Genomic DNA, 22,514 nt, shown 5'->3' with positions numbered 1-22,514 from the left:
AAACGCTCGCCAAAACAAGACACGCATCTTTTACATAAAAAAAGTTCGAGGCAAAGGATCAAGATCCTTACCTCGAACTTTAACGTCCGAATAGATGTTACTTCATTAGGCTTAAAATGAATTAAGCTTTGATTTCTGTAACGACACCGGCACCAACTGTACGTCCGCCTTCACGGATTGAGAATTTAGTACCGTTTTCGATAGCGATTGGGTGGATTAATTCAACTTCCATTGTTACGTTGTCGCCAGGCATAACCATTTCAGTTCCTTCTGGTAATTCAACAACACCAGTTACGTCAGTCGTACGGAAGTAGAATTGTGGACGGTAGTTAGTGAAGAATGGAGTATGACGTCCACCTTCTTCTTTAGTCAACACGTATACTTCTGCAGAGAATTTTGTATGAGGTGTGATTGTACCTGGTTTAGCTAAAACTTGACCACGTTGGATGTCTTCACGTGAAACACCACGTAGTAACGCACCAATGTTATCGCCTGCTTCAGCGTAGTCTAGTAATTTACGGAACATTTCAACACCAGTTACTGTTGTTTGAGCTGTTTCTTCTGCGATACCAACGATATCGATAACGTCACCAACGCGAACTTGTCCACGTTCAACACGTCCTGTAGCAACAGTACCACGACCAGTGATTGAGAATACGTCCTCAACTGGCATCATGAATGGTTTGTCGTTGTCACGTTCTGGAGTTGGGATATATTCGTCAACTGCAGCCATCAATTCAAGAATTTTTTCTTCGTATGAAGCGTCGCCTTCTAAAGCTCTTAAAGCTGAACCAGCGATTACAGGAACATCGTCACCAGGGAATTCGTATTCTGTTAATAGGTCACGAACTTCCATTTCAACTAATTCTAGTAATTCTTCATCATCAACCATATCTACTTTGTTCAAGAATACAACGATGTATGGTACACCAACTTGACGAGATAATAGGATGTGTTCACGAGTTTGAGGCATAGGGCCGTCAGCAGCAGAAACAACTAAGATTGCTCCGTCCATTTGAGCAGCACCAGTGATCATGTTTTTAACATAGTCCGCGTGTCCTGGGCAGTCAACGTGAGCGTAGTGACGTGCGTCAGTTTCGTACTCAACGTGAGCTGTTGAGATAGTGATTCCGCGTTCGCGTTCTTCTGGAGCACCATCGATTTGATCGTAAGCCATTGCTTGGCCGCCGTTTTTCTTAGATAGTACAGTTGTGATTGCAGCTGTTAAAGTTGTTTTACCATGGTCAACGTGTCCGATAGTACCAATGTTAACGTGTGGTTTCGAACGGTCAAATTTTTCTTTTGCCATTTTAAAATATCCTCCCTAAAATTACAGTTTAATTTTTTATTTGTCTGATAGGTATGTGATGGACAAAACTGCCAATCACATGCCCGTATCATCAAAAGTTATTTTACACGAAACTGCATAAAAAATACAGTCTCTAGATAAATCTCTTCACGAGACTACCTTGCCTTAAGAAATTATTCAGCTTTTCCGCCGTTTTTCTTAATGATTTCTTCTTGAACAGATTTCGGTACGTCTTCGTAGTGGTCAAATACCATCATGAATGTACCACGTCCTTGAGTTGCTGAACGCAATGTTGTTGCATATCCGAACATTTCTGCCAATGGAACGATTGCATTAACGATTTGTGAGTTACCGTGTGCTTCCATTCCTTCAACACGTCCGCGACGGCTTGTTACGTGTCCCATGATATCACCTAAGTAATCTTCTGGTACAGTGATCGTAACTTTCATCATTGGTTCAAGGATCACAGGGCGTGCGTGTTTTGCAGCAGCTCTTAGAGACATAGATGCAGCAACACGGAACGCTGTTTCATTTGAATCGACGTCATGGTATGAACCATCGTAAAGTTTTGCTTTGATATCCACTAATGGATAACCAGCAAGAACACCGTTATTCATTGATTCTTCTAATCCTTTTTCAACTGCTGGGATGTATTCACGTGGAACCACACCACCAACGATTGCGTTTTCGAATTCGAAGCCTTTTCCTTCTTCGTTTGGTGTAAATTCAACCCATACGTGACCGTATTGACCTTTACCACCAGACTGACGTACGAATTTACCTTCCGCTTTAGTTGCTTCACGGAATGTTTCGCGGTAAGAAACTTGAGGCGCACCAACGTTTGCTTCAACTTTAAATTCGCGTTTCATACGGTCTACTAATACGTCCAAGTGCAACTCACCCATACCTGAGATAACTGTTTCACCTGTTTCAACGTTTGTTTCAACACGGAATGAAGGATCTTCTTCTGCAAGTTTTTGCAACGCAATACCCATTTTATCTTGGTCAGCTTTTGATTTAGGCTCAACAGCGACTTGGATAACTGGTTCTGGGAATTCGATTGATTCAAGGATAACTGGCGCGTCTAACGCACACAATGTGTCCCCTGTTGTTGTATCTTTCAATCCAACAGCAGCGGCGATATCACCTGAATACACTTTGTCGATTTCTTGACGAGTGTTTGCGTGCATTTGTAGAATACGACCGATACGTTCTTTTTTGCCTTTAGATGCGTTCAATACGTATGAACCACTTTCAAGGACACCAGAATAGACACGGAAGAAAGTTAGACGACCTACGAATGGGTCAGTCATTACTTTAAATGCTAATGAAGCAAAAGGAGCTTCGTCATCTGCAGGACGAGTTGTTTCTTCGTCTGTTTTTGAGTCGATACCTTTGATTGCTTCGATATCTAGTGGTGATGGCAAGTAATCAAGAACAGCATCCAACATCAATTGGACCCCTTTATTCTTGAATGCTGAACCAGCCAATACAGGGAAGAACTCAACGTTGATTGTTGCACGGCGGATACCAGCAACTAATTCTTCTTGAGTGATTTCTTCACCTTCAAGATATTTCATCATTAGTTCTTCGTCTGTTTCAGCAACAGCTTCGACTAATTTTTCACGCCATTCTTGTGCTTGTTCTGCATATTCTTCAGGGATTTCAGTTTCTTGGATGTCTGTGCCTAGATCGTTTGTGTAGATCTCTGCTTTCATCGTTACCAAGTCAATGATACCTGTGAAGTTATCTTCAGAACCAATTGGCAATTGGATTGGATGCGCGTTCGCTTGTAAGCGATCGTGCAATGATTTTACTGAGTATAAGAAGTCTGCACCGATTTTATCCATTTTGTTACAGAATACGATACGAGGCACTCGGTACTCAGTTGCTTGACGCCAAACAGTTTCTGTTTGAGGTTCAACACCTGATTGTGCATCAAGTACAGTTACAGCACCATCCAATACACGTAGAGAACGTTGAACTTCGATTGTGAAGTCTACGTGTCCTGGTGTATCGATGATATTTACGCGGTAACCTTTCCACTGCGCAGTAGTGGCAGCAGATGTAATTGTGATACCACGTTCTTGTTCTTGCTCCATCCAGTCCATCTGTGAAGCTCCTTCGTGAGTTTCACCGATTTTATGGATTTTACCAGTATAGTACAAGATACGCTCTGTTGTTGTAGTTTTACCTGCATCAACGTGAGCCATGATACCAATATTACGAGTTTTTTCTAGCGAAAATTCTCTTGCCATTTTCTTACTCCTCTCTTTATTTAAATCGATTGTAAATTGACTTTCTGCTGCGGGGTTAGCCGACAGACAGAGAGGATCTTACCAACGATAATGAGCAAATGCGCGGTTCGCGTCTGCCATTTTGTGTGTATCTTCGCGTTTTTTAACAGAAGCTCCAGTGTTGTTTGCAGCGTCCATGATTTCTTTCGCTAAGCGTTCTTCCATTGTGTGTTCACCGCGCAAGCGAGCGTAGTTAACTACCCAACGTAGCGCTAAAGTCGTACGACGTTCAGGGCGAACTTCAACTGGTACTTGATAGTTTGAACCCCCAACACGACGTGCTTTAACTTCAAGAACAGGCATAACATTGTTCATTGCTTGTTCAAACACTTCTAATGGATCGTTACCTGTAGATTCTTTGATCAAATCAAAGGCATTATAGATAATATTAGCAGCAACACCGCGTTTTCCGTCAACCATTACACGGTTGATCAAGCGAGTTACTAATTTTGAGTTATAAATAGGATCTGGTAAAACATCACGTTTTGCAACAGGACCTTTACGTGGCATCCGTAACTCCTCCTTCCGAAATATTCTTCATAGTTGATCGAACGACTATTATATAGTAGGTTCGATTTTCATTTGTAGTAAATAATTAAAATTAAGCTTTAGGTCTTTTCGTACCGTATTTAGAACGGCTTTGTTTACGATCGTTTACACCAGCAGTATCAAGTGCACCACGAACGATATGGTAACGTACCCCTGGTAAGTCTTTTACACGTCCACCGCGTAATAGTACCACGCTGTGTTCTTGTAAATTGTGACCAATCCCTGGGATATAAGCAGTAACTTCAATTAAGTTTGACAAACGAACACGAGCATATTTACGTAAAGCTGAGTTCGGTTTTTTAGGTGTCATTGTACCCACACGTGTAGCTACCCCACGTTTTTGAGGAGAGTTCACGTTTGTTTGAGTTTTCTTAAAGCTGTTATATCCTTTGTTCAAAGCAGGTGAATTAGATTTTTCCACCTTTGATTTACGAGGTTTACGTACTAATTGGTTAATTGTAGGCATTCCTAGTTCCTCCTTCCCACGATTCACATCTAGTTCCACACATCCAGGTGGTTCTTTTTTTGCGATAAAAAATAAATGCAAGTTATGCATCTTTATCAAATATGCTTTGATAAACAGTCAGCACGTCCCTAAATAGAGACCTGTAGATAAAGCACCTTGGTTAGAATATCATGGATAAAAAAGATTGTCAACCAAACATATACATTTTTTTCTGTCACATAAAATTTCTGGTATGCTCCCTATCTTTTTCGCTGAAATCAAGCTAAAATAGCAAGTAAAGAGCTACAAAATTGCTGGAGGGATAGGAATGAACTTAAAACAATTAGTAGGTATCAAAGCAGCAGAATTTGTTGAAGACGGGATGATCGTTGGACTAGGAACTGGATCAACTGCTTATTATATGGTAGAAGAAATCGGACGTCGCATGCGTGAAGAAGGATTGAAAATCACTGGGGTCACTACTTCTAGCGGCACAAAAGCACAAGCAGAAGGCTTAGGTATCCCTTTGAAAAGTATCGATGAAGTTTCGATGGTCGATTTGACGATCGATGGTGCCGATGAGATCAGCGCGGATTTCCAAGGAATCAAAGGTGGCGGTGCTGCCCTATTGTTTGAAAAGATCGTTGCAACGTATTCCAAACAAACGATCTGGATCGTTGATGGGTCAAAAATGGTGGATCAATTAGGACGCTTCCCACTCCCTGTCGAAGTCATCCCTTATGGTTCTCAACAATTGATGCATCTTTTTGAAGAAAAAAACTATCAACCTGTCTTACGCCAAACGGAAGCTAGAGAGACCGTCGTAACAGATAGCGGTCATTATATTATTGACCTTCATTTAGAACGAATCGAAGACCCTGAAAAATTAGCGGCTTACTTGGATCAATTAGTCGGTGTGGTCGAACACGGCTTGTTTTTAAATATGGTTTCAAAGGTAGTCGTTGCCTCTGAAAATGGCGTGGATGTACTTGATACTCCCTTTCAAAAATAATGGTAAAGAGATTCGTTGAAAATACCTAAAAAAACTATCTTTTTCAGTTACTTTATGCTACATTTTTACTTGTCTCAAACACTTAGAAAACTTTGCTAGAAAGGAATCACCATGAAGATTATCGGTTATGCACGTACAACTATCAATGATGTCGATTTGACGGCTCAAATGCAAAAACTCTCTGATTTTGGTTGTCACGAAATTTTTCACGAAACTTATGGTCAAAAAGATACTTTATCTGACACAATTTGCTTAGAGAAAGTCATCGATAAAATGGAGCAAGGCGATACATTGGTTATTTGCCAACTTCACCATTTAGGAAAATCGACAAGACAATTAACAGAATTCACGAAATTATTCAAAGACCGTGGGTTACATCTAGTCAGCATCACAGAAAAAATCGATACTCGCGAACCTATGGGGACGGTCTACTTCCAGTTGATGGAAGGATTAGCTGAGATGGAGTGTGCATTGATCAAAGAACGCACACTGATTGGATTAGAAGAAGCACGTAAAAAAGGAAAAATCGGCGGTCGACCAAAAATCGATGCCAAAACAATCAAAAAAATTCGTCGACTTTACTATGAAAAGAAAGAAACGATCCAATTTATTTCTTCCAAATGCGGCGTTTCAGTCGGCACTTGCTACAAATACATCAATCTACCTGAAAAAGAGATTCAGCAATTATTCAACTAGTGAGCGAGTGGAATTTCGAGGATTTCATCATCTGATAGCTAGAAGCTACACCCACTCACCAAACAGAAATTATTTTACTTATTTATAAAAAAGGTTGTTAGACAAGTTTTATGAGCAAAGCTCTGTAATAACGCTTGTTTCACAGCCTTTTTTTTAGTTATCCTGTGACCTTTTGGACAAACTGCTTTCATTTTACAATGGAAATCTTATGAAAAACATTGTACAATAAGGCAGAACTGAAATTTTCAGAAATATCACTTATTTTTAAAAGGAGAGTTAAACATGCCAAAATTAGTTTTTTCTCGTCACGGTCTTAGCGAATGGAATGCATTGAACCAATTTACTGGTTGGGCTGATGTAAACCTAGCACCAGAAGGAATCGAAGAAGCAAAAGAAGGCGGACGTAAAATCAAAGAAGCTGGAATTGAATTTGATGTTGCTTATACTTCTGTATTAACTCGTGCTATCAAAACTTGTAACTTGATTTTAGAATACTCAGATCAACTTTGGGTACCACAAATCAAATCATGGCGCTTAAACGAACGTCATTATGGTAAATTACAAGGTCTAAATAAAAAAGAAACAGCAGAAAAATACGGTGACGAACAAGTTCACATCTGGCGTCGTTCATATGACACTCTTCCTCCATTAATGGAAGCAACTGATGAAGGTTCAGCAGCAAACGATCGTCGTTATGCAATGTTAGACAAACGCGACGTACCTGGTGGCGAAAACTTGAAAGTTACTTTAGAACGCGCATTGCCATTCTGGCAAGACGAAATTGCACCAGCTTTGTTAGACAACAAAACTGTCTTAGTTGCTGCACACGGTAACTCTTTACGCGCATTAGCAAAACACATCGAAGGAATCTCTGATGAAGACATCATGGATCTTGAAATCCCAACAGGTCAACCACTTGTTTATGAATTAAACGACGACTTGACTGTTATCAAAAAATACTACTTATAATAGATACTCTATTATAAGTAAAACAGCCTCATCATCTTTTATTATTATAAGAGATGATGGGGCTGTTTTTTAGATATTGGGTGGATGCAGAATTCGCTACTTAATACTAATGGTACTAAATGACATACTAACTATATGAATGTACTAGTAAAAATCGTTCGAAAGAAACAATATTAACGAGAATTAGTTTAGTTGTTTACACATTAATAAATCGAATTTACCTTTTTATACTTTAACCTTTTCTTCTTTTCCAAGTGATAAACCAATCAGTAATTATTTCTGATTGACTCAAAATAGACTATTACGTAAGATACTTTACTGACAGTCCAGCCTAGATATTCTTTCTAGACTGGGATTTTTATTTGAATAACGACAGCAAAAGAACAAATAGATTATACGAGCTATGTAACATAATAGCAGGGAATATATTGTTGGTTTTCACATATAGATATGTTGTACCTAAAGTCAAAAAGAGAACTTGGACCATTGCGAATAGATTTCCACCATATGTAAAGCTATGCCCATAGAAAAAGAATCCTGTTGAAACCAAACCCAAAACTATTTTTAACCAATTAGAAGCAGTTATACTCAAAAATAGGTAACGGTAAACTAATTCTTCTCTTATTGGGGCAATCACGATGACAGAAAATAGAACAACACTATCGAAATTTTGTGAGACTACTTCAAATCTGCCAAATAGAAGTATCATATATATGAAATTCATCACTAACAAAAGTAGCAAAGTGAATCCTACTTGTTTCATCATTGACAGATTCAGACCTTTTAAGGCTCGATTTAATTCGGGCATGCAAAGTACGTAAATAAATAGGATCATTAGCAAATTTAGACCCAATTGATTATTTTCTAATAGCATGAGAATGGCCTTACTTCTTATGATTCCAAAGTTTATTATAGAAAAAATGATTACCCATATAGTCAGAATGATACTTTTTTTTTAGAGTTAACTGAATACTATCTACCTCCATCTAAACCACTAACCAATCGGGCGATTGAACATTCTGCATTCTTCTTCCTATCGCTCTTCCACAGGAGCATCTTACTATGTAAAAGTACTGTTTATTCTTTCACCACCAACTTTCTCAATCATCTCAAAATGCTAACCCTTACTTAATGATTATACCTTTTCTTTTTTTAGTATAGCAGGATACCAGAAAAGTAAACTTATTCGATAATTTTTATCCATACAATATTTGCATGTTTTTCTAAATGATCGATTCGCAAAAATCACAAACGGATGTATTCCCCCCACTACCCTTTCGTTATTCAAAAATAAAACAAACTGAGACCAACTCAACCATAATCCTTCTTATTTTACCACTTTTTTCTAAAAACGATGGTTATCCGGAAAAAAGCGGTTACATAAATGTTATTTTCCAGGTTATTATTAATTTGTGAGATACAGACAGATCAAATGATTGCATCTTACAAACGAAATAAAAAATAAAAAAATTCATATATAGATAGAGGAGAGACAAGATGATCAAAAACAATTTAAAAACAATGATGGTAGCAGGTATGGTATTTTTGAGTTTAGGAGGGTCCGTTTCAACATTTGCAACAAGTCTATCCACAACTGACTTAGTTAGCACAAGCAAACAGGCAATTGAACAAGAACTATATATCCATAATGGGAACTTTGATGCAGGATTTGATCGTTGGATCGTTAGTGACCCAGCCACAAATAATCCAACACTTCAAACAGTTAATGGAAATAACTTTGCATTAGCAAAAAATGGCGAAAACGTTCACCAGTATGTCACATTAAAACCAAATACGACTTATACATTTAGTTATGATGTTGCCGCAAGCGAATCTTCTCCAGGTCGTGTTGAATTAGGAATCATGACTCATGGTGTAGGGTTTGATGTATTAGAACGTAGTGAACATAATAATGAGGACTGGGAACGTGGCAAACTTACATTTACGACGCCAGACGCTGAAAATACATACCTTGTGCGCTTTGCTTCTACATGGAATGGGTGGGCGACATATGACAATATCGAAGTTACGACTGAGTCAGACGTGACGGAAACAAGATTGCTGTCTGTAGGAAGAGAAGGAAGCCGAGCGCTTGCTTATTTAACATTGACACCTGAACGTTTTAACAGTCGAGAAAGATTAATGGTTACTGTTAATGGAAGATATCTTTTTGAAACATATAATGGAACCAACTACTATTCTTCTAGAAGAACAGTTGATGGAAACATCCAAGTACGACAAACTATTGCTGGTACTTCAGGTCAAGTCATCCGAGTTTATAGAGTACCTGGGCATCCAGGACAAAGCACAACAGGACGAGTATTATTAGAATCACTGACTTTAGATACTGATATTTAATTTTCAAATAATTAGCAACTACTGTTGATAGCAAACCTAACTTTTTTGGACTAGAAAGAAACTTTCTTCTTTCTAGTCTTTTTAAATTGTTAAAAAAATGACTGCCAATTTCTCTTAAAAGAAAGTTAGGCAGTCATTTTTTCTTGCTATTTAACTCTTATTTACCCTTGAATCGCTGTTTCCAATCCAACTTCGATCATATCATTGAATGTTGTTTGGCGTTCGCTGGCTGTTGTTTCTTCGCCTGTGATCAGATGGTCACTGACTGTCATGATTGCTAGTGTCTGTACTTTGTATTTTGCACCTAGATAGTACAGCGCAGCAGCTTCCATTTCAACGCCCATCACGCCAAGTTCTGCTAACTTGAATGTTTCTGTCAAATCGTCTTTGTAGAAAGAATCTTCTGATAGCACGTTACCAACGTGGGTAGTAAAGCCTTTTTCTTTTGCCACTTCGTATGCTTTCAACAGCAAGTCAAAATCACAGATTGGCGGGAAGTGGAATGCATTGAAATTCTTTTCGATCATAGAAGAACTTGTCGCAGCTCCTTGTGCTAATACTAGGTCACGGACGTGTACGTCTTTTGACAAGGCACCGCATGTTCCTACACGAATCAATTTTTTTACATCATAGGAATTTACCAACTCATGGGCATAGATCATCGCTGATGGCATCCCCATCCCTGTTCCTTGAACAGATACTCTTTCTCCTTTATACGTTCCAGTATACCCAAGCATACCGCGTACTTGGTTGTAACAAACCGGATTCTCTAAAAAAGTTTCTGCAATATATTTTGCTCTTAGTGGATCTCCAGGAAGTAAAATCTTATCTGCAATCTCTCCTGGCTTTGCTTCAATATGAACACTCATTTTCAAACCTCGCAATCAATTTTTTATAGTAAAGAAAGTGTTTCTTTGATCAATGATTTAAATGTTTGTTTGACTCTCTCAGTTGTTTCAACGACTTCTTCGTGATTCAAGTTCGCTTGCATACCCGCAGCCAAGTTGGTGATACAAGAGATACCTAAGACTTTCAAACCGCTATGTGCTGCAACAATGACTTCTGGTACAGTCGACATGCCGACTGCATCTGCCCCCATCACTCGAGACATCCGAATCTCAGCTGGTGTTTCGTACGTTGGTCCAGAATAACCCATATACACACCTTCTTTTAATTCTACATCTAATGAGGCCGCTGCTGCTTTTGCAATTTCACGATAGGCTTTTGTATAGGCTTCACTCATATCAGGGAAACGAGGCCCCATTTCTTCTTCATTTGGTCCAATCAATGGATTTTGGCCTGTAAAGTTGATATGATCGGTGATCAACATCAAATCTCCTGGTGCAAATGATTCATTCACTCCACCACACGCATTCGTCACGACAACTGAATGAGCGTCTAATGCAGCCATTACACGTACTGGATAAGTGACGGTTTGCATGGAATGACCTTCATAAAAATGGAAGCGTCCTTGCATCGCCAATACTTTTTTCCCTGAAAGGGTCCCGTAGACAAGCTGTCCTGCATGCCCAACAACTGTCGAAGTTGGGAAGAAAGGAATCTTGTCATAAGGAATCACGATTGCTTCTTCGATTTCTTCTGCTAATTCTCCTAAGCCTGAACCGAGGATCATCCCGAAATCGATGGTGCCTACCCCTTTACTTTTGATAAACGCTGTCGTTTCTTGTAACATCTCATTTAATTTCATTGTTTTTCTCCTATATATAAAATTTTGATTGTTCGATCTTACATAATAAAGCCAATGATGATTCACAAGTGGATGCTGCTGTTGCTTATTTCAATAATTTCAAGAAGCTTTCGCCATTTTCAGTAGCTGCTACGTCAAAGTTTTCGGCAATCGTTGCAGAGATATCCGCATAATAGCCTTGTGATAAACTGCCTTGCTCGTTCATCTGTTTACTATAAGCAAGTAGCGGCACGTATTCCCGAGTATGATCAGTACCAGTAAAGGTCGGATCATTCCCATGGTCAGCGGTGATCAACAATAAGTCATCGTCTGCCATTGCATCGAATAATTCTGGAAGACGCAAGTCAAAATCTTCGATCGCACGCGCGTAACCAACCACATCTCGGCGGTGGCCGTATAACGCATCAAAGTCAACTAAGTTAGTGAAACTCAACCCAGTGAAGTCTTGTTTCATCACGTTCAATAATTGATCGACGCCATCCATATTACTCTTCGTACGAACAGAATCAGTGATGCCTTGACCATTGAAAATATCATTGATCTTACCTACCGCGATGACATCTTTGCCTGCTTCTTTCAATGAGTCTAAAACTGTATGACCAAATGGATCTAATGCGTAATCGTGACGGTTGCTTGTTCGTGTAAAGTTGCCGGGTTCTCCCACATACGGGCGTGCAATGATTCGACCGATCATATAAGGATCATCTTTTGTAATCTCACGAACATATTCACAAATTCGATACAGTTCTTCTAAAGGAATAATTTCTTCATGTGCAGCAATTTGTAATACTGGATCAGCTGACGTATAAACGATCAAGTCACCTGTTTTCATTTGATGCTCACCAAAGTCGTCAATGACGGCTGTTCCGCTATACGGTTCATTACAAACGATTTTACGTCCAGAGAAGTCTTCGATTTTCTTCAGTAATTCGTCGGGGAAGCCGTTTGGAAAAACACGAAATGGCGTTTTGATATTCAAACCCATGATTTCCCAGTGACCAGTCATTGTGTCTTTACCGACAGAAACTTCTTCTAATTTCGTTGCATAGCCTTGGTGGTCTTCTATCGCTTGAACACCTTCTAATGGACGGATCGTCCCTAATCCAAGTTGCTCCAAATTCGGTATCGTCAACCCAGCTTCTTTGGCAATATGACCTAACGTATCCGAGCCTTTATCTCCGAATTTTTCAGCATCAGGTGCTTCTCCGATTCCGACTGAATCCATGACGATCAAATGTACGCGTTTAAACATGAGTATTCCTTCTTTCTATTTATTTTCTTTATAAAGTAAAAAGGGCGAGACGAAAAAAACTTCCCGTAACCCGCCCTTTTTAATCACTAAACGATTATTTGGATTTTATATAATTCTTACCGTTTGCTTTTGGTCCAGATGCTTTACCTAAGAACGCCACTAAAACGATGATCGTCAATAGATAAGGCGCAATTTGTAGTAACACTGGTGGAATCGATGAGATCACTGGTAATTGCGCACCGATAATACTTAAACTTTGCGCAAATCCAAAGAATAATGAAGCGCCCATCGCACCTAAAGGATTCCATTTACCAAAAATCATGGCAGCCATCGAGATGAACCCTTGACCGACAATCGTTCCTGCTGAAAAGTTCCCAGAGATTGATTGAGCAAAAACAGCACCACCCATTCCTCCAAGAAGACCAGAAATCATTACACCTGAATAGCGCATCGCGTAAACATTGATTCCTAATGTATCCGCAGCTTGCGGATTTTCCCCAACAGAACGTAAACGTAAACCAAATTTTGTTTTGAAGATAATGAACCATGCAATAACAGCAATCAAAATTGCACAATATGCTGGTAGAAATGTACTTCTAAAGAAAATTTGTCCAATTACTGGAATATCTGCCAACCCAGGAAATGAAAAGTAACCTAAGTTTTGTGAGATATTGTCTGTTTGACCTTTACCATACCACGCTTTGATCAAAAATACACCTAAAGCAGGTGCCATCAAATTGATGACCGTCCCACTGATGATATGATCTGCTCGTAAGCTGACTGTAGCGACTGCATGAATCAATGAAAAGAGGACACCGACCACACCGCCGACTAAAATAGCGATCCAAGGAGTCATTGAGCCTAGGGTATCACTCATCGTCAAGTTAAAGACGACTGCACTAAACGCACCCATTACCATAATGCCTTCTAACCCAACGTTGACGATTCCGCTTCGTTCAGAAAACGTTCCGCCTAATGAAGTTAAGATCAACGGTGTCGAATAAACGAGTGTCGATGTAAGGATCAAAGAGATCAGTTCTACTGTTGACATTACAGCTCTCCTCCTTCTTGATTTTGATGATTCGGTTCCGTTTCAATCGTTGCAACGATCTCTTCTTGTTTTTTCCCTTGGAAGAATTTCGCCATAAGGAAACGAATCAAGAAGTTGATACCAACGAAGAAGATGATCAAGGCAATCGACACGTTGACGATCTCAAACGGTACACCAGCACCTGTTTGCATCCCCAATCCACCAATTTTTAGAACACTGAATAATAGCGCAGATAGTAAAATACCGATGGCAGAGCCAGAACCTAATAATGAAACGGCCATACCGTCAAAACCAATTGATAGAGAAGTCGTTTGGACAAAGAAGTTTTGATACGTTCCTAGACCTTCTACCACACCACCTAAGCCAGCTAAACCACCAGAAATGACCATTGATAAGATAATTGTTCGTTTACTGCTCATCCCTGCATATTCAGAGGCAAAAGGATTCAATCCAACGGAACGGATCTCAAATCCTAATGTTGTTTTCTTCATAACGATCCATACCACTACTAACGCGATCAACGCCAAGAACAGTCCACCATTCACGCGGGAACCACCAAACATCTGGGTCAACCAAGGAATACGTAACGAAGCATTCTGACTGATCATATTTGAAGAGTCCAAACTAGAACGATAAGATTCCGGCATAACTTCATGAAGTGTATACGTACTTAAATAAAGCAAAATATAGTTCATCATGATCGTCACGATTACTTCACTTGTGCCGAAGAACGCACGCAACAATCCTGGAATCGCTGCAGCCATGGCTCCAGCAAGTGCGCCTAAGATCACACACATTGGTAACAAAACAGCTTTGGGTAAATCAGGAAACGCTAATGCAGTCCAGATACTCACGATCCAACCACACAATGCTTGCCCAGAAAGCCCGATATTAAAGAATCCAGCTGAATTGGCAACAGAAAAACCTAATGCTGTAAAAATCAAAGGAGTTGCTTCTCTTAATGTTTCACCGATACTTCGTTGAGAACCTAACGAAGCATTCAACATCGAAGAATATCCTTGAATTGGATGGTAACCAAAGGCAACCATCAAAATCGCACCTAAAATCAAACCTAAAATAACTGAAAATATAGGTACTAGCAGATTACGAAACCTTTCGCTACGATCATTCATGTGCGTCACCCACCTTTTCTAACTCTCTTCTTGCTTCTTCTAAAGTATAGCCCGCCATCAATAGACCTAGCTCATTTTCAGATGTTTCTTTTGGATCAACGATCCCTACGATTTTTCCTTCATGGATTACCGCAATACGATCTGACACGTTTAAAATTTCTTCTAATTCAAAACTGATCAATAAGACTGCTTTGAATTTATCCCGTTGTTCAATCAAGCGTTTATGAATAAACTCGATCGCCCCAACATCTAACCCACGTGTCGGATTCGCAACGATCAATAGATCAGGGTCACGATCGATTTCACGTGCAATGATGGCTTTTTGTTGATTCCCACCGGATAATGCTTTCGCTGGTACTAATTCGCTCGTCGTTCGTACATCATACTCATCGATCAAGTCTCTGGCATGCTCATTCATCACGCCGTAATTCAATAAGCCATTTTTGCTATATGGTTTTTGATAGTACGTTTGCATCGCAATATTTTCAGATAAAGTCATATCAAGGACTAAGCCATATTTATGACGATCCTCCGGTACATGTCCTAGCCCAGCTTCTGTGATTTTACGTGGTTTTTTATTTGTCACGTCTTCGTCTTTCAGGCGAACCGTGCCACTTTCCACTTTACGTAAACCGGTCAACGCTTGGATCAATTCCGACTGTCCATTGCCGTCGATACCAGCTATCCCCAACACTTCACCTGCTCGCACTTCTAAGCTCAAGTCTTTTACCGCTTCTAATCCACGGTTTTCTTTGACTACAAGATTTTCGACAGAAAGTACGACTTCTTGCGGACGTGCTTCTTTTTTCATTGTTTTGAATGAAACGGTTCTTCCGACCATCATATCAGCTAACTGCTGAGAAGAAACATCTTTCACATTGACAGTTCCGATACCTTGTCCACGTCGGATAACGGTACAACGATCAGCAACTGCTTTGATTTCATCTAATTTATGTGTGATCAAAATGATCGATTTTCCTTCTTTAACTAATTCTTTCATGATCACGATCAATTCATCGATTTCTTGTGGCGTCAATACAGCTGTCGGCTCGTCAAAAATCAAGACATCTGCACCACGATAGAGTGTTTTCAAAATCTCAACACGTTGTTCCATACCGACAGAAATATCACGAACGTATGCATCTGGATTCACTGCTAAGCCGTATTGTTCAGACAATCGTTTGATTTCTTCACGGGCTTTTTTGCGATTCAAGATACCGCCTGCACTTGGCTCACTTCCCAATACGATATTTTCTGTTACTGTGAATGCATCGACTAACATAAAGTGTTGATGCACCATTCCGATCCCTAATTGATTCGCTTTCGTTGGGCTCGTGATGTTTACTTCTTTGCCGTGCATCAAAATCTCACCAGATGTTGGCTCTAAAAGACCTGATAAAACATTCATTAACGTTGATTTACCTGCACCATTTTCACCAAGCAAGGCATGGATTTCTCCTGCTTTTACTTGAAGGTTGATGTTGTCATTTGCTTTGAAAGTACCGAATTGTTTCGTGATATTTCGCATTTCGATGACAATATTTTCTTGATCCACATTTTTCACATCCTAACAATTTATATCCAGGCGACATTGTCTAAAAAATAAAAGGGACGATCATATTCGTTCACAAAAACGCCTACGATCGAATAACCAAAATCCAAGGAGTTCAGCTACTTGAAACGAGTTGTTCCCTTATCCAAATCGGGGTAGCCAACAACTTGAATAAAAAAACAACAATAGATGATAACTAAACGATAGCCCTGTTAAACAATTGTCCAACAAGGCTATAGAAATGGAATTTATTAGCTTTCAGGAGTTTCTGGAACTTCGATATCACCTGAAATGATTTTTTCTTTCGCTTCGTCTACTGCTTTTTTCGCTTCATCAGAAAGTTGTCCTTCAGTGATACCTACACCGTCTTCTTTCAAACCATAAACAGTGTGTTCGCCACCAGGGAAATTACCATCTGCTGATTGTTGTGCTAAATCTTTTACAACTGTTCCTACACCTTTAAGTGTTGATGTCAATGTGAAGTTTTTGTCTTCACCATCTAATGTGTAGTTACCTTCGTCAGATTGGTCACGGTCAACACCGATTACCCAAACTTTTTTGTCGCCTGATTCATTCAATGATTTTGCTTCTTGGAAGACACCGTTACCTGTACCACCTGAAGCATGGAAAATGATGTCGGCATTTTGTGCGTACATACCTTGTGCAATTGAACGTCCTTTATCTGGAGCTGAGAAGTCACCAGCGTATTGGTTCAATACTTCGATTTCTTTGTTCAACGCTTCAGCGCCGGCTTTCACACCTGCATTGAAACCAGCTTCAAAGCGGTCGATTACTTCACCTTTAACTCCACCGATAAAGCCAACAACATTTGTTTCAGTTGTGTAAGCTGCTGCGATTCCTGCAAGGTAAGAAGCTTCGTTGTCTTTAAATGTTGCTGAAACTACGTTGTCTTTTCCTTCAATGACATCATCAATGATCGCAAAGTTTGTTTCAGGATTACTTGTTGCTTGTTCTTCGATCGCTGGTTTTAATTTAAACCCGATCCCAAAAATTGTTTTGAAGCCTGCGTTCAACGCTTGATCGATATTTGGAATATAATCTGATTCATTTGATGATTGGAAGTATTGGAAGCCGTCATTTCCGCGAGACAAGCCTTGTTCTTTACCCCAATCTTCTAACCCTTCCCAAGCTGACTGGTTGAATGAACGGTCATCGACGCCACCAGTATCTGTAATCAATGCTGCAGTTGCTGTTCCTGATGCACTGTTTCCACCTGTTGAATCAGTAGAATCTGAACCGCCGTTACCGCATGCGCTTAAAAGTAAGCCGGCTGATAGTGCGATAGCACCTAAACCAAATAATTTTGCTTTTTTCATTTCTGTAAAGCCCCCTAAAGTAGTTGTTTTTTCAACAGTCAGCTGACTGAATTGAACATAGTTTATAAATCTTTTTCTGAAAATGCGTAAGGTAATAACTCTCTCACGGTCATTGTTTTCGTCACACCGTGGTCGCCTACCAACGTGACTGGCATCTCTGCGTCACAAAATTCTGCCATGACTTGGCGACAGGCGCCACATGGAGAAATCGGCTCAGGCGTGTGTCCTGCAACGACTAGATGAGCAAAATCCATTTCTTTTTCGGATACTGCCTTAAAAAATGCGGTACGTTCTGCGCAATTCGTTAAACCAAATGACGCATTTTCGATATTCAATCCTTGATAGGTTTTCCCAGAGGCTGTCACTAAACAAGCACCGACTGGAAATTTGGAGTAAGGAACATACGCTTTATCCAAAGCGTCGATCGCGATATCGATCCATTCTTGTTTGATTTCTGACATCTTTTTCTCCTTAGAAATTAATAGCCTTCGCCAGTTGAACCGGACATGATTGCTACACCTGCACTTGTGCCGATTCTTGTCGCACCCGCTTCGACCATTGCAACAGCTTCCGCTTCATTATGGATACCGCCAGAAGCTTTAACACCCATCTCTGGCCCAACCGTTTCACGCATCAAGCGAATATCTTCCACTCTTGCTCCACCTGTTGAGAATCCAGTAGAAGTCTTCACAAAATCAGCGCCCGCAGCTTTCGCCAATTCGCAAGCTTTGATGATCTCTGCTTGTTCCAACAATGCTGTTTCGATGATCACTTTCACTAACGCGCGATCTTTTGCTGCTTCAACTACTGCTTCGATATCCTTTTTCACGACATCGTCTTGCTCAGATTTCAATGCACCGATATTGATGACCATATCTACTTCATCCGCACCATTTTCAATCGCATTCGCTGTTTCAAATGCCTTTGTTTCAGCTGTGTTCGCTCCCAAAGGAAAACCGATGACGGTACAAACGGCAACTGGTTCACCTTTTAATTCTTCTTTTGCTAAGGCAACCCATGTTGGATTAATACATACTGAATAGAAATGATGTTTTTTTGCTTCCTCAATAATACGCATTACATCAGCCTTTGTAGCATCTGCTTTTAGAATTGTGTGGTCGATCATTCGATTTAATTCCATGTCTCTTCTCCTTCTACTCTGTGATAATGTCGTGTATCAATATTGGCTTCTCAGCCTTATTTCCAATTTCAATATTTTTATATAACAAGTCGATCACTGACGAGATTTCTTCTTCATTACTGTAGATCGTCAATAAGGATTCCCCTTCTTCTACCTTGTCGCCGATTTTTTTATTCAATCGCAACCCTACAGCATGATCGATCGAGTCTTCTTTCGTTTTACGTCCTGCACCAAGCATCATTGCTGCGATCCCTAATTCGTTCGCTACGATTTTTGTAACGACACCTGACGCTTTTGCCGGCAATTCATAGGTATAACGAGCAGTCAACAAACGTTCTGGTTGATCGACGATCGTCGGGTCTCCCCCTTGGTTTTTGATCATCTCTTTAAATTTCGCCAAAGCTTTTCCAGATTCGAGCGCTTCTTTAAGCAACGCACGAGCCTCTTCGATCGTTGTTGCTTTACCTGCTAGCACAACCATTTGACTACCTAAAGCATAGCACATTTCGACTAAATCTTCCGGTCCGTTCCCCTGAAGTGTCTCGATTGCTTCAACGACTTCTAAGCTATTGCCGATTGCTTCGCCCAACGGTTCAGACATATCAGAAATCACTGCCACTGTTTGGCGATCCGCCAACTTGCCGATTCTTGTCATGGTCTTCGCCAAACGTCTCGCATCATCAATATTTTTCATGAAGGCACCGTCACCTGTAGTCACATCCAACACGATCGCATCCGCACCCGCAGCAATTTTCTTACTCATGATCGAGCTAGCGATCAATGGGATCGAGTTAACCGTTGCGGTCACATCACGCAAGGCATATAATTTTTTATCTGCTGGAGCAAGATTACCTGATTGCCCAATGACAGCGACTTTGCTTTCATTCACCGTACGTATAAATTCTTCGTCAGACAGCTCGATACGAAATCCAGGAATAGCTTCCAATTTGTCTAATGTACCGCCTGTATAACCAAGCCCACGTCCTGACATTTTTGCCACTGTGGCGCCAACACTTGCTACTAAAGGTGCTAAGATCAATGTAGTAGTATCTCCCACGCCTCCGGTAGAATGTTTGTCGACTTTTATTCCTTCTAATGAACTTAAATCGATCACATCGCCAGAATGAGCGATTGCTAATGTTAGCTCAGTAATTTCTTCATCGGTCATATCTTGATAAAAGATAGCCATCAATAATGCACTGATTTGATAATCAGGGATTTTATCATTTGTGTAATTCGTGATAATGTACGAGATTTCTTCCTTAGATAACTGGTGCCCATCTCTCTTTTTTTCAATCAAATCGACCATCCGCATGACGTAATCCTCCTCGTCTTCATTCGGTATTATACAGGAAATTCGGAAAAGGTAAACCACTTTAGTAAACCGGTTTACTAGTTTCTCGCATTGTATCTTACCAGCTTTGTAAACACTTACATAAGCAATATAACGCCCAACTAGACCTTTGTCAATGTTTTTACGCTCTCACGAATAATTAATTTTGTTTCGAACACTTTGTTCGGAACTTTTCTTTGTGGAAATTCAATCGTATCAATCAAAAAGCGAGCCGCATAAAAACCGATATCAAAACTTGGTTGCTTGACCGTTGTCAGCTTAGGGATCATATACTCAGACAATTTTAATCCATCAAAGCCAATCACTGAAATATCCTCTGGAATGCGCTTGCCCATCTCATGGATGGCTTGGTAACAACCGATTGCCATTGCATCGTTCCCACAAAATACCGCCGTTACATCTTTGTGACGTAACAAACGCTTACTTGCTTCATATCCGCCTTGAACAGTCAGGTCGCCTTCTTCGATAAACTTCCCGTTAAACGCTAACTCATGATCTTTCAGCGCATGACGATAACCGTTAAATCGCTCCTCTAATTGATAATACCCAGTTGTTTCCTTTAGCATACCAATTTTCGTATGGCCGTTTTTGATCAACAATGAGACTGCTTGATAAGCGCCTTCATATTCTTTCACGATCAAACGACCATTATCCCGACGATTCAATCCACGATCGATCAGGATGATCGGCATATTATTATAAAAACCACTATCCAGTGCATACTCTTGGGGCAACACATTTGGCGTAGCCAGTAACAAGCCGTCCACCGCTCGATGAGAAAGCTCTCTCAAGTATTTCAACTCATTTTCTTGACTATGTCTGGAGTTACAAAGAATGATGACATATCCAAGTGGATTCAAATAGCTTTCGACTCCTTCGATCACTTTTGAAAAGAAGAAATCCGTCACATCTGGCACGATCATGCCAATTGTTTTTGAGTGACGATTGATCACATTAGAAGCAAAATAATCTGGTTTATAATGATGCTCGTTCACGATTGCTAATACTTTTTTTCGTGTCTTTTCACTAAAACGACTACCTTTATTGTTTAAGATTTGTGACACAGTCGTCACTGAAACCCCCGCCATCTCAGCAATATCCCGAATTGTCAGTTTCACCTTTGTTCCCCCTTTTTATATGTAAATTCCTTAACAGTGTACCAAATGGTTTTCGAAATGGATAGAGGAAAAAAGGGCTTGTCCAAAAGTAAATCAGTAACCTATAACTATTTGCTAGGTAAACTTGATAAACGACGTGTTCTTTTTCAAGGTTACCTCTCACTTTCCCGTCAGTTAACTTTATTTACCTTCCTCCAATGACTAAACCACTTGATATAAGTGCGCATCTTGTACATTGGGCCACACACCCTTTTGCAAATTGTAACCATACAATAAAACACCAATTAAACTCAATATTTCTGAGCTAATTGGTGTTTTGACATCCTGGTACACTTAATCAGTTAAAGAAATGACTACTCATTCCTTCGACTGTTTCCTTGTTTTTATGCGATTATTTTTAATCTTCTTTCACGCTTCGGATAATATAATATCCTTTATCTTTGATCACGATTTCTGCGTTACCAAATGTTTCCTGCATTTTCTTTTGCGCGCTAGGTGCGCCTTGCTTTTTCTGAATGACGATCGTTAAAGTACCACCTGTACGCAAACGGGCATAGGCACCAGTCAGGATTTCATGTACGACTTTTTTGCCTGCACGGATCGGCGGATTGCTGACGATTGCAGCATAGTCTGTTTCTGCCACTTCATCATAAATGTTTGACTGGTAGATCGCTACATTTTTGATTTGATTGCGCTTCGCATTTCCTTGTGCCAAGTCCACTGCTCGAGCATTGATGTCTACCATCTCCACAAAACGTTCACTCGCATATGCAAGAGAAAGCCCGATTGGACCATAGCCACAACCAACATCCAAAATTTTGCCTTCAGGTAACTGCGTCCATTCAAAAGCATCAATCAATACGCGTGAGCCATAGTCGACTGTTTCACGTGAAAACACGCCCGAGTCTGTTACGAACTGAAAGGTTTTTCCTCTTAACTCAAATGACCATTCATCAAACTCATGAGCAGTCTCTGGGTGTTCGGAATAATAATGATTCGTCATAGTTTCCATCCTTCTCATCTATTAGATGTTCATAGTCTATCGTGTTACTTGAGAAGGTGCAAGCGAAACTGTGTTTCTTCGGTTTTCTTTTATAAATAAAACCATTTAATCGCGATACGGAAGAAAAAACTTTTCTTAGCTACTCACTCTTCTCCTTTTTCGGTATTTGTGTAATCTGTTTCGTGAAAGTAGAGAAAATACCAATGGAAGTCCCATAAACCCTACTATTA

The 22,514-nt window shown here is 40.0% G+C and carries 21 protein-coding genes; 4 read left to right on the top strand and 17 right to left on the bottom strand.

The genetic code is table 11. The annotated features are described in order from the left end of the window. Positions 1-121 precede the first annotated feature (121 nt). The 4 genes from tuf to rpsL form a co-directional block, all read right to left on the bottom strand. Positions 122-1,309: an elongation factor Tu gene (gene tuf / locus IGL24_RS00425; protein ID WP_010734472.1), complete on the bottom strand. Its 1,188-nt coding sequence runs from the start codon at positions 1,307-1,309 to the stop codon at positions 122-124. 173 nt (positions 1,310-1,482) lie between these two features. Then, the gene (gene fusA, locus IGL24_RS00420) at positions 1,483-3,567 is read right to left on the bottom strand and encodes an elongation factor G (RefSeq protein WP_206854621.1); all 2,085 of its coding nucleotides are present in this window, start codon (positions 3,565-3,567) and stop codon (positions 1,483-1,485) included. A gap of 78 nt (positions 3,568-3,645) precedes the next feature. Further along, complete coding sequence (gene rpsG, locus IGL24_RS00415) at positions 3,646-4,116, bottom strand: 30S ribosomal protein S7 (protein ID WP_010734474.1); 471 nt, start codon at positions 4,114-4,116, stop codon at positions 3,646-3,648. A gap of 91 nt (positions 4,117-4,207) precedes the next feature. Beyond that, entirely contained in the window at positions 4,208-4,621 is a 414-nt protein-coding gene (gene rpsL, locus IGL24_RS00410; RefSeq protein ID WP_010734475.1) for a 30S ribosomal protein S12, read from the bottom strand. Positions 4,622-4,928: 307 nt separating this feature from the next. On the opposite strand from rpsL, the gene rpiA reads away from it, so the two are divergent. The 3 genes from rpiA to IGL24_RS00395 all read left to right on the top strand — a co-directional run bounded on the left by rpiA (position 4,929) and on the right by IGL24_RS00395 (position 7,277). Beyond that, the gene (gene rpiA, locus IGL24_RS00405; RefSeq protein ID WP_207699904.1) at positions 4,929-5,612 is read left to right on the top strand and encodes a ribose-5-phosphate isomerase RpiA; all 684 of its coding nucleotides are present in this window, start codon (positions 4,929-4,931) and stop codon (positions 5,610-5,612) included. A 111-nt stretch (positions 5,613-5,723) separates the two neighbouring features. Then, positions 5,724-6,308: a recombinase family protein gene (locus IGL24_RS00400; protein ID WP_206854625.1), complete on the top strand. Its 585-nt coding sequence runs from the start codon at positions 5,724-5,726 to the stop codon at positions 6,306-6,308. Positions 6,309-6,590: 282 nt separating this feature from the next. After that, on the top strand, positions 6,591-7,277 hold the full coding sequence (locus IGL24_RS00395) for a 2,3-diphosphoglycerate-dependent phosphoglycerate mutase (protein WP_010734478.1): 687 nt from the start codon (positions 6,591-6,593) through the stop codon (positions 7,275-7,277). A gap of 358 nt (positions 7,278-7,635) precedes the next feature. Here the strand turns inward: IGL24_RS00395 and IGL24_RS00390 are convergent, their stop codons facing one another. Further along, complete coding sequence (locus IGL24_RS00390; RefSeq protein ID WP_429966353.1) at positions 7,636-7,986, bottom strand: CPBP family glutamic-type intramembrane protease; 351 nt, start codon at positions 7,984-7,986, stop codon at positions 7,636-7,638. A gap of 788 nt (positions 7,987-8,774) precedes the next feature. Here IGL24_RS00390 and IGL24_RS00385 point away from each other — a divergent pair. Then, positions 8,775-9,635: a carbohydrate binding domain-containing protein gene (locus IGL24_RS00385; protein ID WP_206854627.1), complete on the top strand. Its 861-nt coding sequence runs from the start codon at positions 8,775-8,777 to the stop codon at positions 9,633-9,635. Between the two features lie 161 nt (positions 9,636-9,796). On the opposite strand, the gene deoD is transcribed toward IGL24_RS00385, so the two are convergent. From deoD to IGL24_RS00325, 12 genes are all read right to left on the bottom strand, one after another. Then, positions 9,797-10,504, bottom strand: a complete 708-nt coding sequence (gene deoD, locus IGL24_RS00380; protein ID WP_206854629.1) for a purine-nucleoside phosphorylase — start codon at positions 10,502-10,504, stop codon at positions 9,797-9,799. Positions 10,505-10,527: 23 nt separating this feature from the next. Continuing rightward, the gene (locus IGL24_RS00375; protein WP_206854631.1) at positions 10,528-11,343 is read right to left on the bottom strand and encodes a purine-nucleoside phosphorylase; all 816 of its coding nucleotides are present in this window, start codon (positions 11,341-11,343) and stop codon (positions 10,528-10,530) included. 85 nt (positions 11,344-11,428) lie between these two features. Continuing rightward, the gene (deoB, locus tag IGL24_RS00370) at positions 11,429-12,595 is read right to left on the bottom strand and encodes a phosphopentomutase (protein WP_207699906.1); all 1,167 of its coding nucleotides are present in this window, start codon (positions 12,593-12,595) and stop codon (positions 11,429-11,431) included. Positions 12,596-12,689: 94 nt separating this feature from the next. Further along, positions 12,690-13,646, bottom strand: a complete 957-nt coding sequence (locus IGL24_RS00365) for an ABC transporter permease (protein ID WP_206854638.1) — start codon at positions 13,644-13,646, stop codon at positions 12,690-12,692. Next, positions 13,646-14,779 (bottom strand): ABC transporter permease, encoded by a 1,134-nt coding sequence (locus IGL24_RS00360; protein WP_207115369.1) that lies wholly within the window; start codon positions 14,777-14,779, stop codon positions 13,646-13,648. Before IGL24_RS00360 ends, IGL24_RS00365 begins: the two co-directional genes overlap by 1 nt. Then, positions 14,772-16,334 carry an ATP-binding cassette domain-containing protein gene (locus IGL24_RS00355; RefSeq protein ID WP_206854644.1) on the bottom strand — a complete coding sequence of 521 codons (1,563 nt, stop codon included), beginning with the start codon at positions 16,332-16,334 and terminating at the stop codon, positions 14,772-14,774. The genes IGL24_RS00360 and IGL24_RS00355 overlap by 8 nt, the downstream gene beginning before the upstream one ends. Positions 16,335-16,582: 248 nt before the next feature. Further along, on the bottom strand, positions 16,583-17,668 hold the full coding sequence (locus tag IGL24_RS00350; RefSeq protein ID WP_206854646.1) for a BMP family lipoprotein: 1,086 nt from the start codon (positions 17,666-17,668) through the stop codon (positions 16,583-16,585). 62 nt (positions 17,669-17,730) lie between these two features. Continuing rightward, positions 17,731-18,129, bottom strand: a complete 399-nt coding sequence (locus tag IGL24_RS00345; RefSeq protein ID WP_206854649.1) for a cytidine deaminase — start codon at positions 18,127-18,129, stop codon at positions 17,731-17,733. Positions 18,130-18,146: 17 nt separating this feature from the next. Then, positions 18,147-18,809, bottom strand: coding sequence for a deoxyribose-phosphate aldolase (deoC, locus tag IGL24_RS00340; RefSeq protein ID WP_206854651.1), 663 nt, complete (start codon positions 18,807-18,809; stop codon positions 18,147-18,149). 13 nt (positions 18,810-18,822) lie between these two features. After that, positions 18,823-20,124, bottom strand: a complete 1,302-nt coding sequence (locus tag IGL24_RS00335) for a pyrimidine-nucleoside phosphorylase (protein ID WP_207115371.1) — start codon at positions 20,122-20,124, stop codon at positions 18,823-18,825. A 140-nt stretch (positions 20,125-20,264) separates the two neighbouring features. After that, positions 20,265-21,281, bottom strand: coding sequence for a substrate-binding domain-containing protein (locus tag IGL24_RS00330; protein ID WP_207699907.1), 1,017 nt, complete (start codon positions 21,279-21,281; stop codon positions 20,265-20,267). A 397-nt stretch (positions 21,282-21,678) separates the two neighbouring features. Then, complete coding sequence (locus tag IGL24_RS00325; RefSeq protein WP_207699908.1) at positions 21,679-22,284, bottom strand: class I SAM-dependent methyltransferase; 606 nt, start codon at positions 22,282-22,284, stop codon at positions 21,679-21,681. Between the last annotated feature and the right edge of the window lie 230 nt (positions 22,285-22,514).

The organism is Enterococcus sp. DIV2371 (assembly GCF_050498525.1).
Classification (GTDB): domain Bacteria; phylum Bacillota; class Bacilli; order Lactobacillales; family Enterococcaceae; genus Enterococcus_B; species Enterococcus_B mangumiae.
Note: the sequence above shows the minus strand (reverse complement) of the source record. Positions and strands in the feature narration are given on the sequence as shown.

Bases quoted from the DNA above. Each gene is read 5' to 3' on its own strand.
- IGL24_RS00365 (WP_206854638.1), bottom strand. From the start codon at position 13,646: ATGTCAACAGTAGAACTGATCTCTTTGATCCTTACATCGACACTCGTT.
- IGL24_RS00325 (WP_207699908.1), bottom strand. From the start codon at position 22,284: ATGACGAATCATTATTATTCCGAACACCCAGAGACTGCTCATGAGTTT.
- rpiA (WP_207699904.1), top strand. From the start codon at position 4,929: ATGAACTTAAAACAATTAGTAGGTATCAAAGCAGCAGAATTTGTTGAA.
- deoD (WP_206854629.1), bottom strand. From the start codon at position 10,504: ATGAGTGTTCATATTGAAGCAAAGCCAGGAGAGATTGCAGATAAGATT.
- IGL24_RS00350 (WP_206854646.1), bottom strand. From the start codon at position 17,668: ATGAAAAAAGCAAAATTATTTGGTTTAGGTGCTATCGCACTATCAGCC.
- IGL24_RS00335 (WP_207115371.1), bottom strand. From the start codon at position 20,124: ATGCGGATGGTCGATTTGATTGAAAAAAAGAGAGATGGGCACCAGTTA.
- IGL24_RS00360 (WP_207115369.1), bottom strand. From the start codon at position 14,779: ATGAATGATCGTAGCGAAAGGTTTCGTAATCTGCTAGTACCTATATTT.
- rpsG (WP_010734474.1), bottom strand. From the start codon at position 4,116: ATGCCACGTAAAGGTCCTGTTGCAAAACGTGATGTTTTACCAGATCCT.
- IGL24_RS00400 (WP_206854625.1), top strand. From the start codon at position 5,724: ATGAAGATTATCGGTTATGCACGTACAACTATCAATGATGTCGATTTG.
- IGL24_RS00390 (WP_429966353.1), bottom strand. From the start codon at position 7,986: ATGATACTTCTATTTGGCAGATTTGAAGTAGTCTCACAAAATTTCGAT.
- IGL24_RS00375 (WP_206854631.1), bottom strand. From the start codon at position 11,343: ATGAAATTAAATGAGATGTTACAAGAAACGACAGCGTTTATCAAAAGT.
- fusA (WP_206854621.1), bottom strand. From the start codon at position 3,567: ATGGCAAGAGAATTTTCGCTAGAAAAAACTCGTAATATTGGTATCATG.
- deoC (WP_206854651.1), bottom strand. From the start codon at position 18,809: ATGGAATTAAATCGAATGATCGACCACACAATTCTAAAAGCAGATGCT.
- IGL24_RS00345 (WP_206854649.1), bottom strand. From the start codon at position 18,129: ATGTCAGAAATCAAACAAGAATGGATCGATATCGCGATCGACGCTTTG.
- deoB (WP_207699906.1), bottom strand. From the start codon at position 12,595: ATGTTTAAACGCGTACATTTGATCGTCATGGATTCAGTCGGAATCGGA.
- IGL24_RS00385 (WP_206854627.1), top strand. From the start codon at position 8,775: ATGATCAAAAACAATTTAAAAACAATGATGGTAGCAGGTATGGTATTT.
- tuf (WP_010734472.1), bottom strand. From the start codon at position 1,309: ATGGCAAAAGAAAAATTTGACCGTTCGAAACCACACGTTAACATTGGT.
- rpsL (WP_010734475.1), bottom strand. From the start codon at position 4,621: ATGCCTACAATTAACCAATTAGTACGTAAACCTCGTAAATCAAAGGTG.
- IGL24_RS00395 (WP_010734478.1), top strand. From the start codon at position 6,591: ATGCCAAAATTAGTTTTTTCTCGTCACGGTCTTAGCGAATGGAATGCA.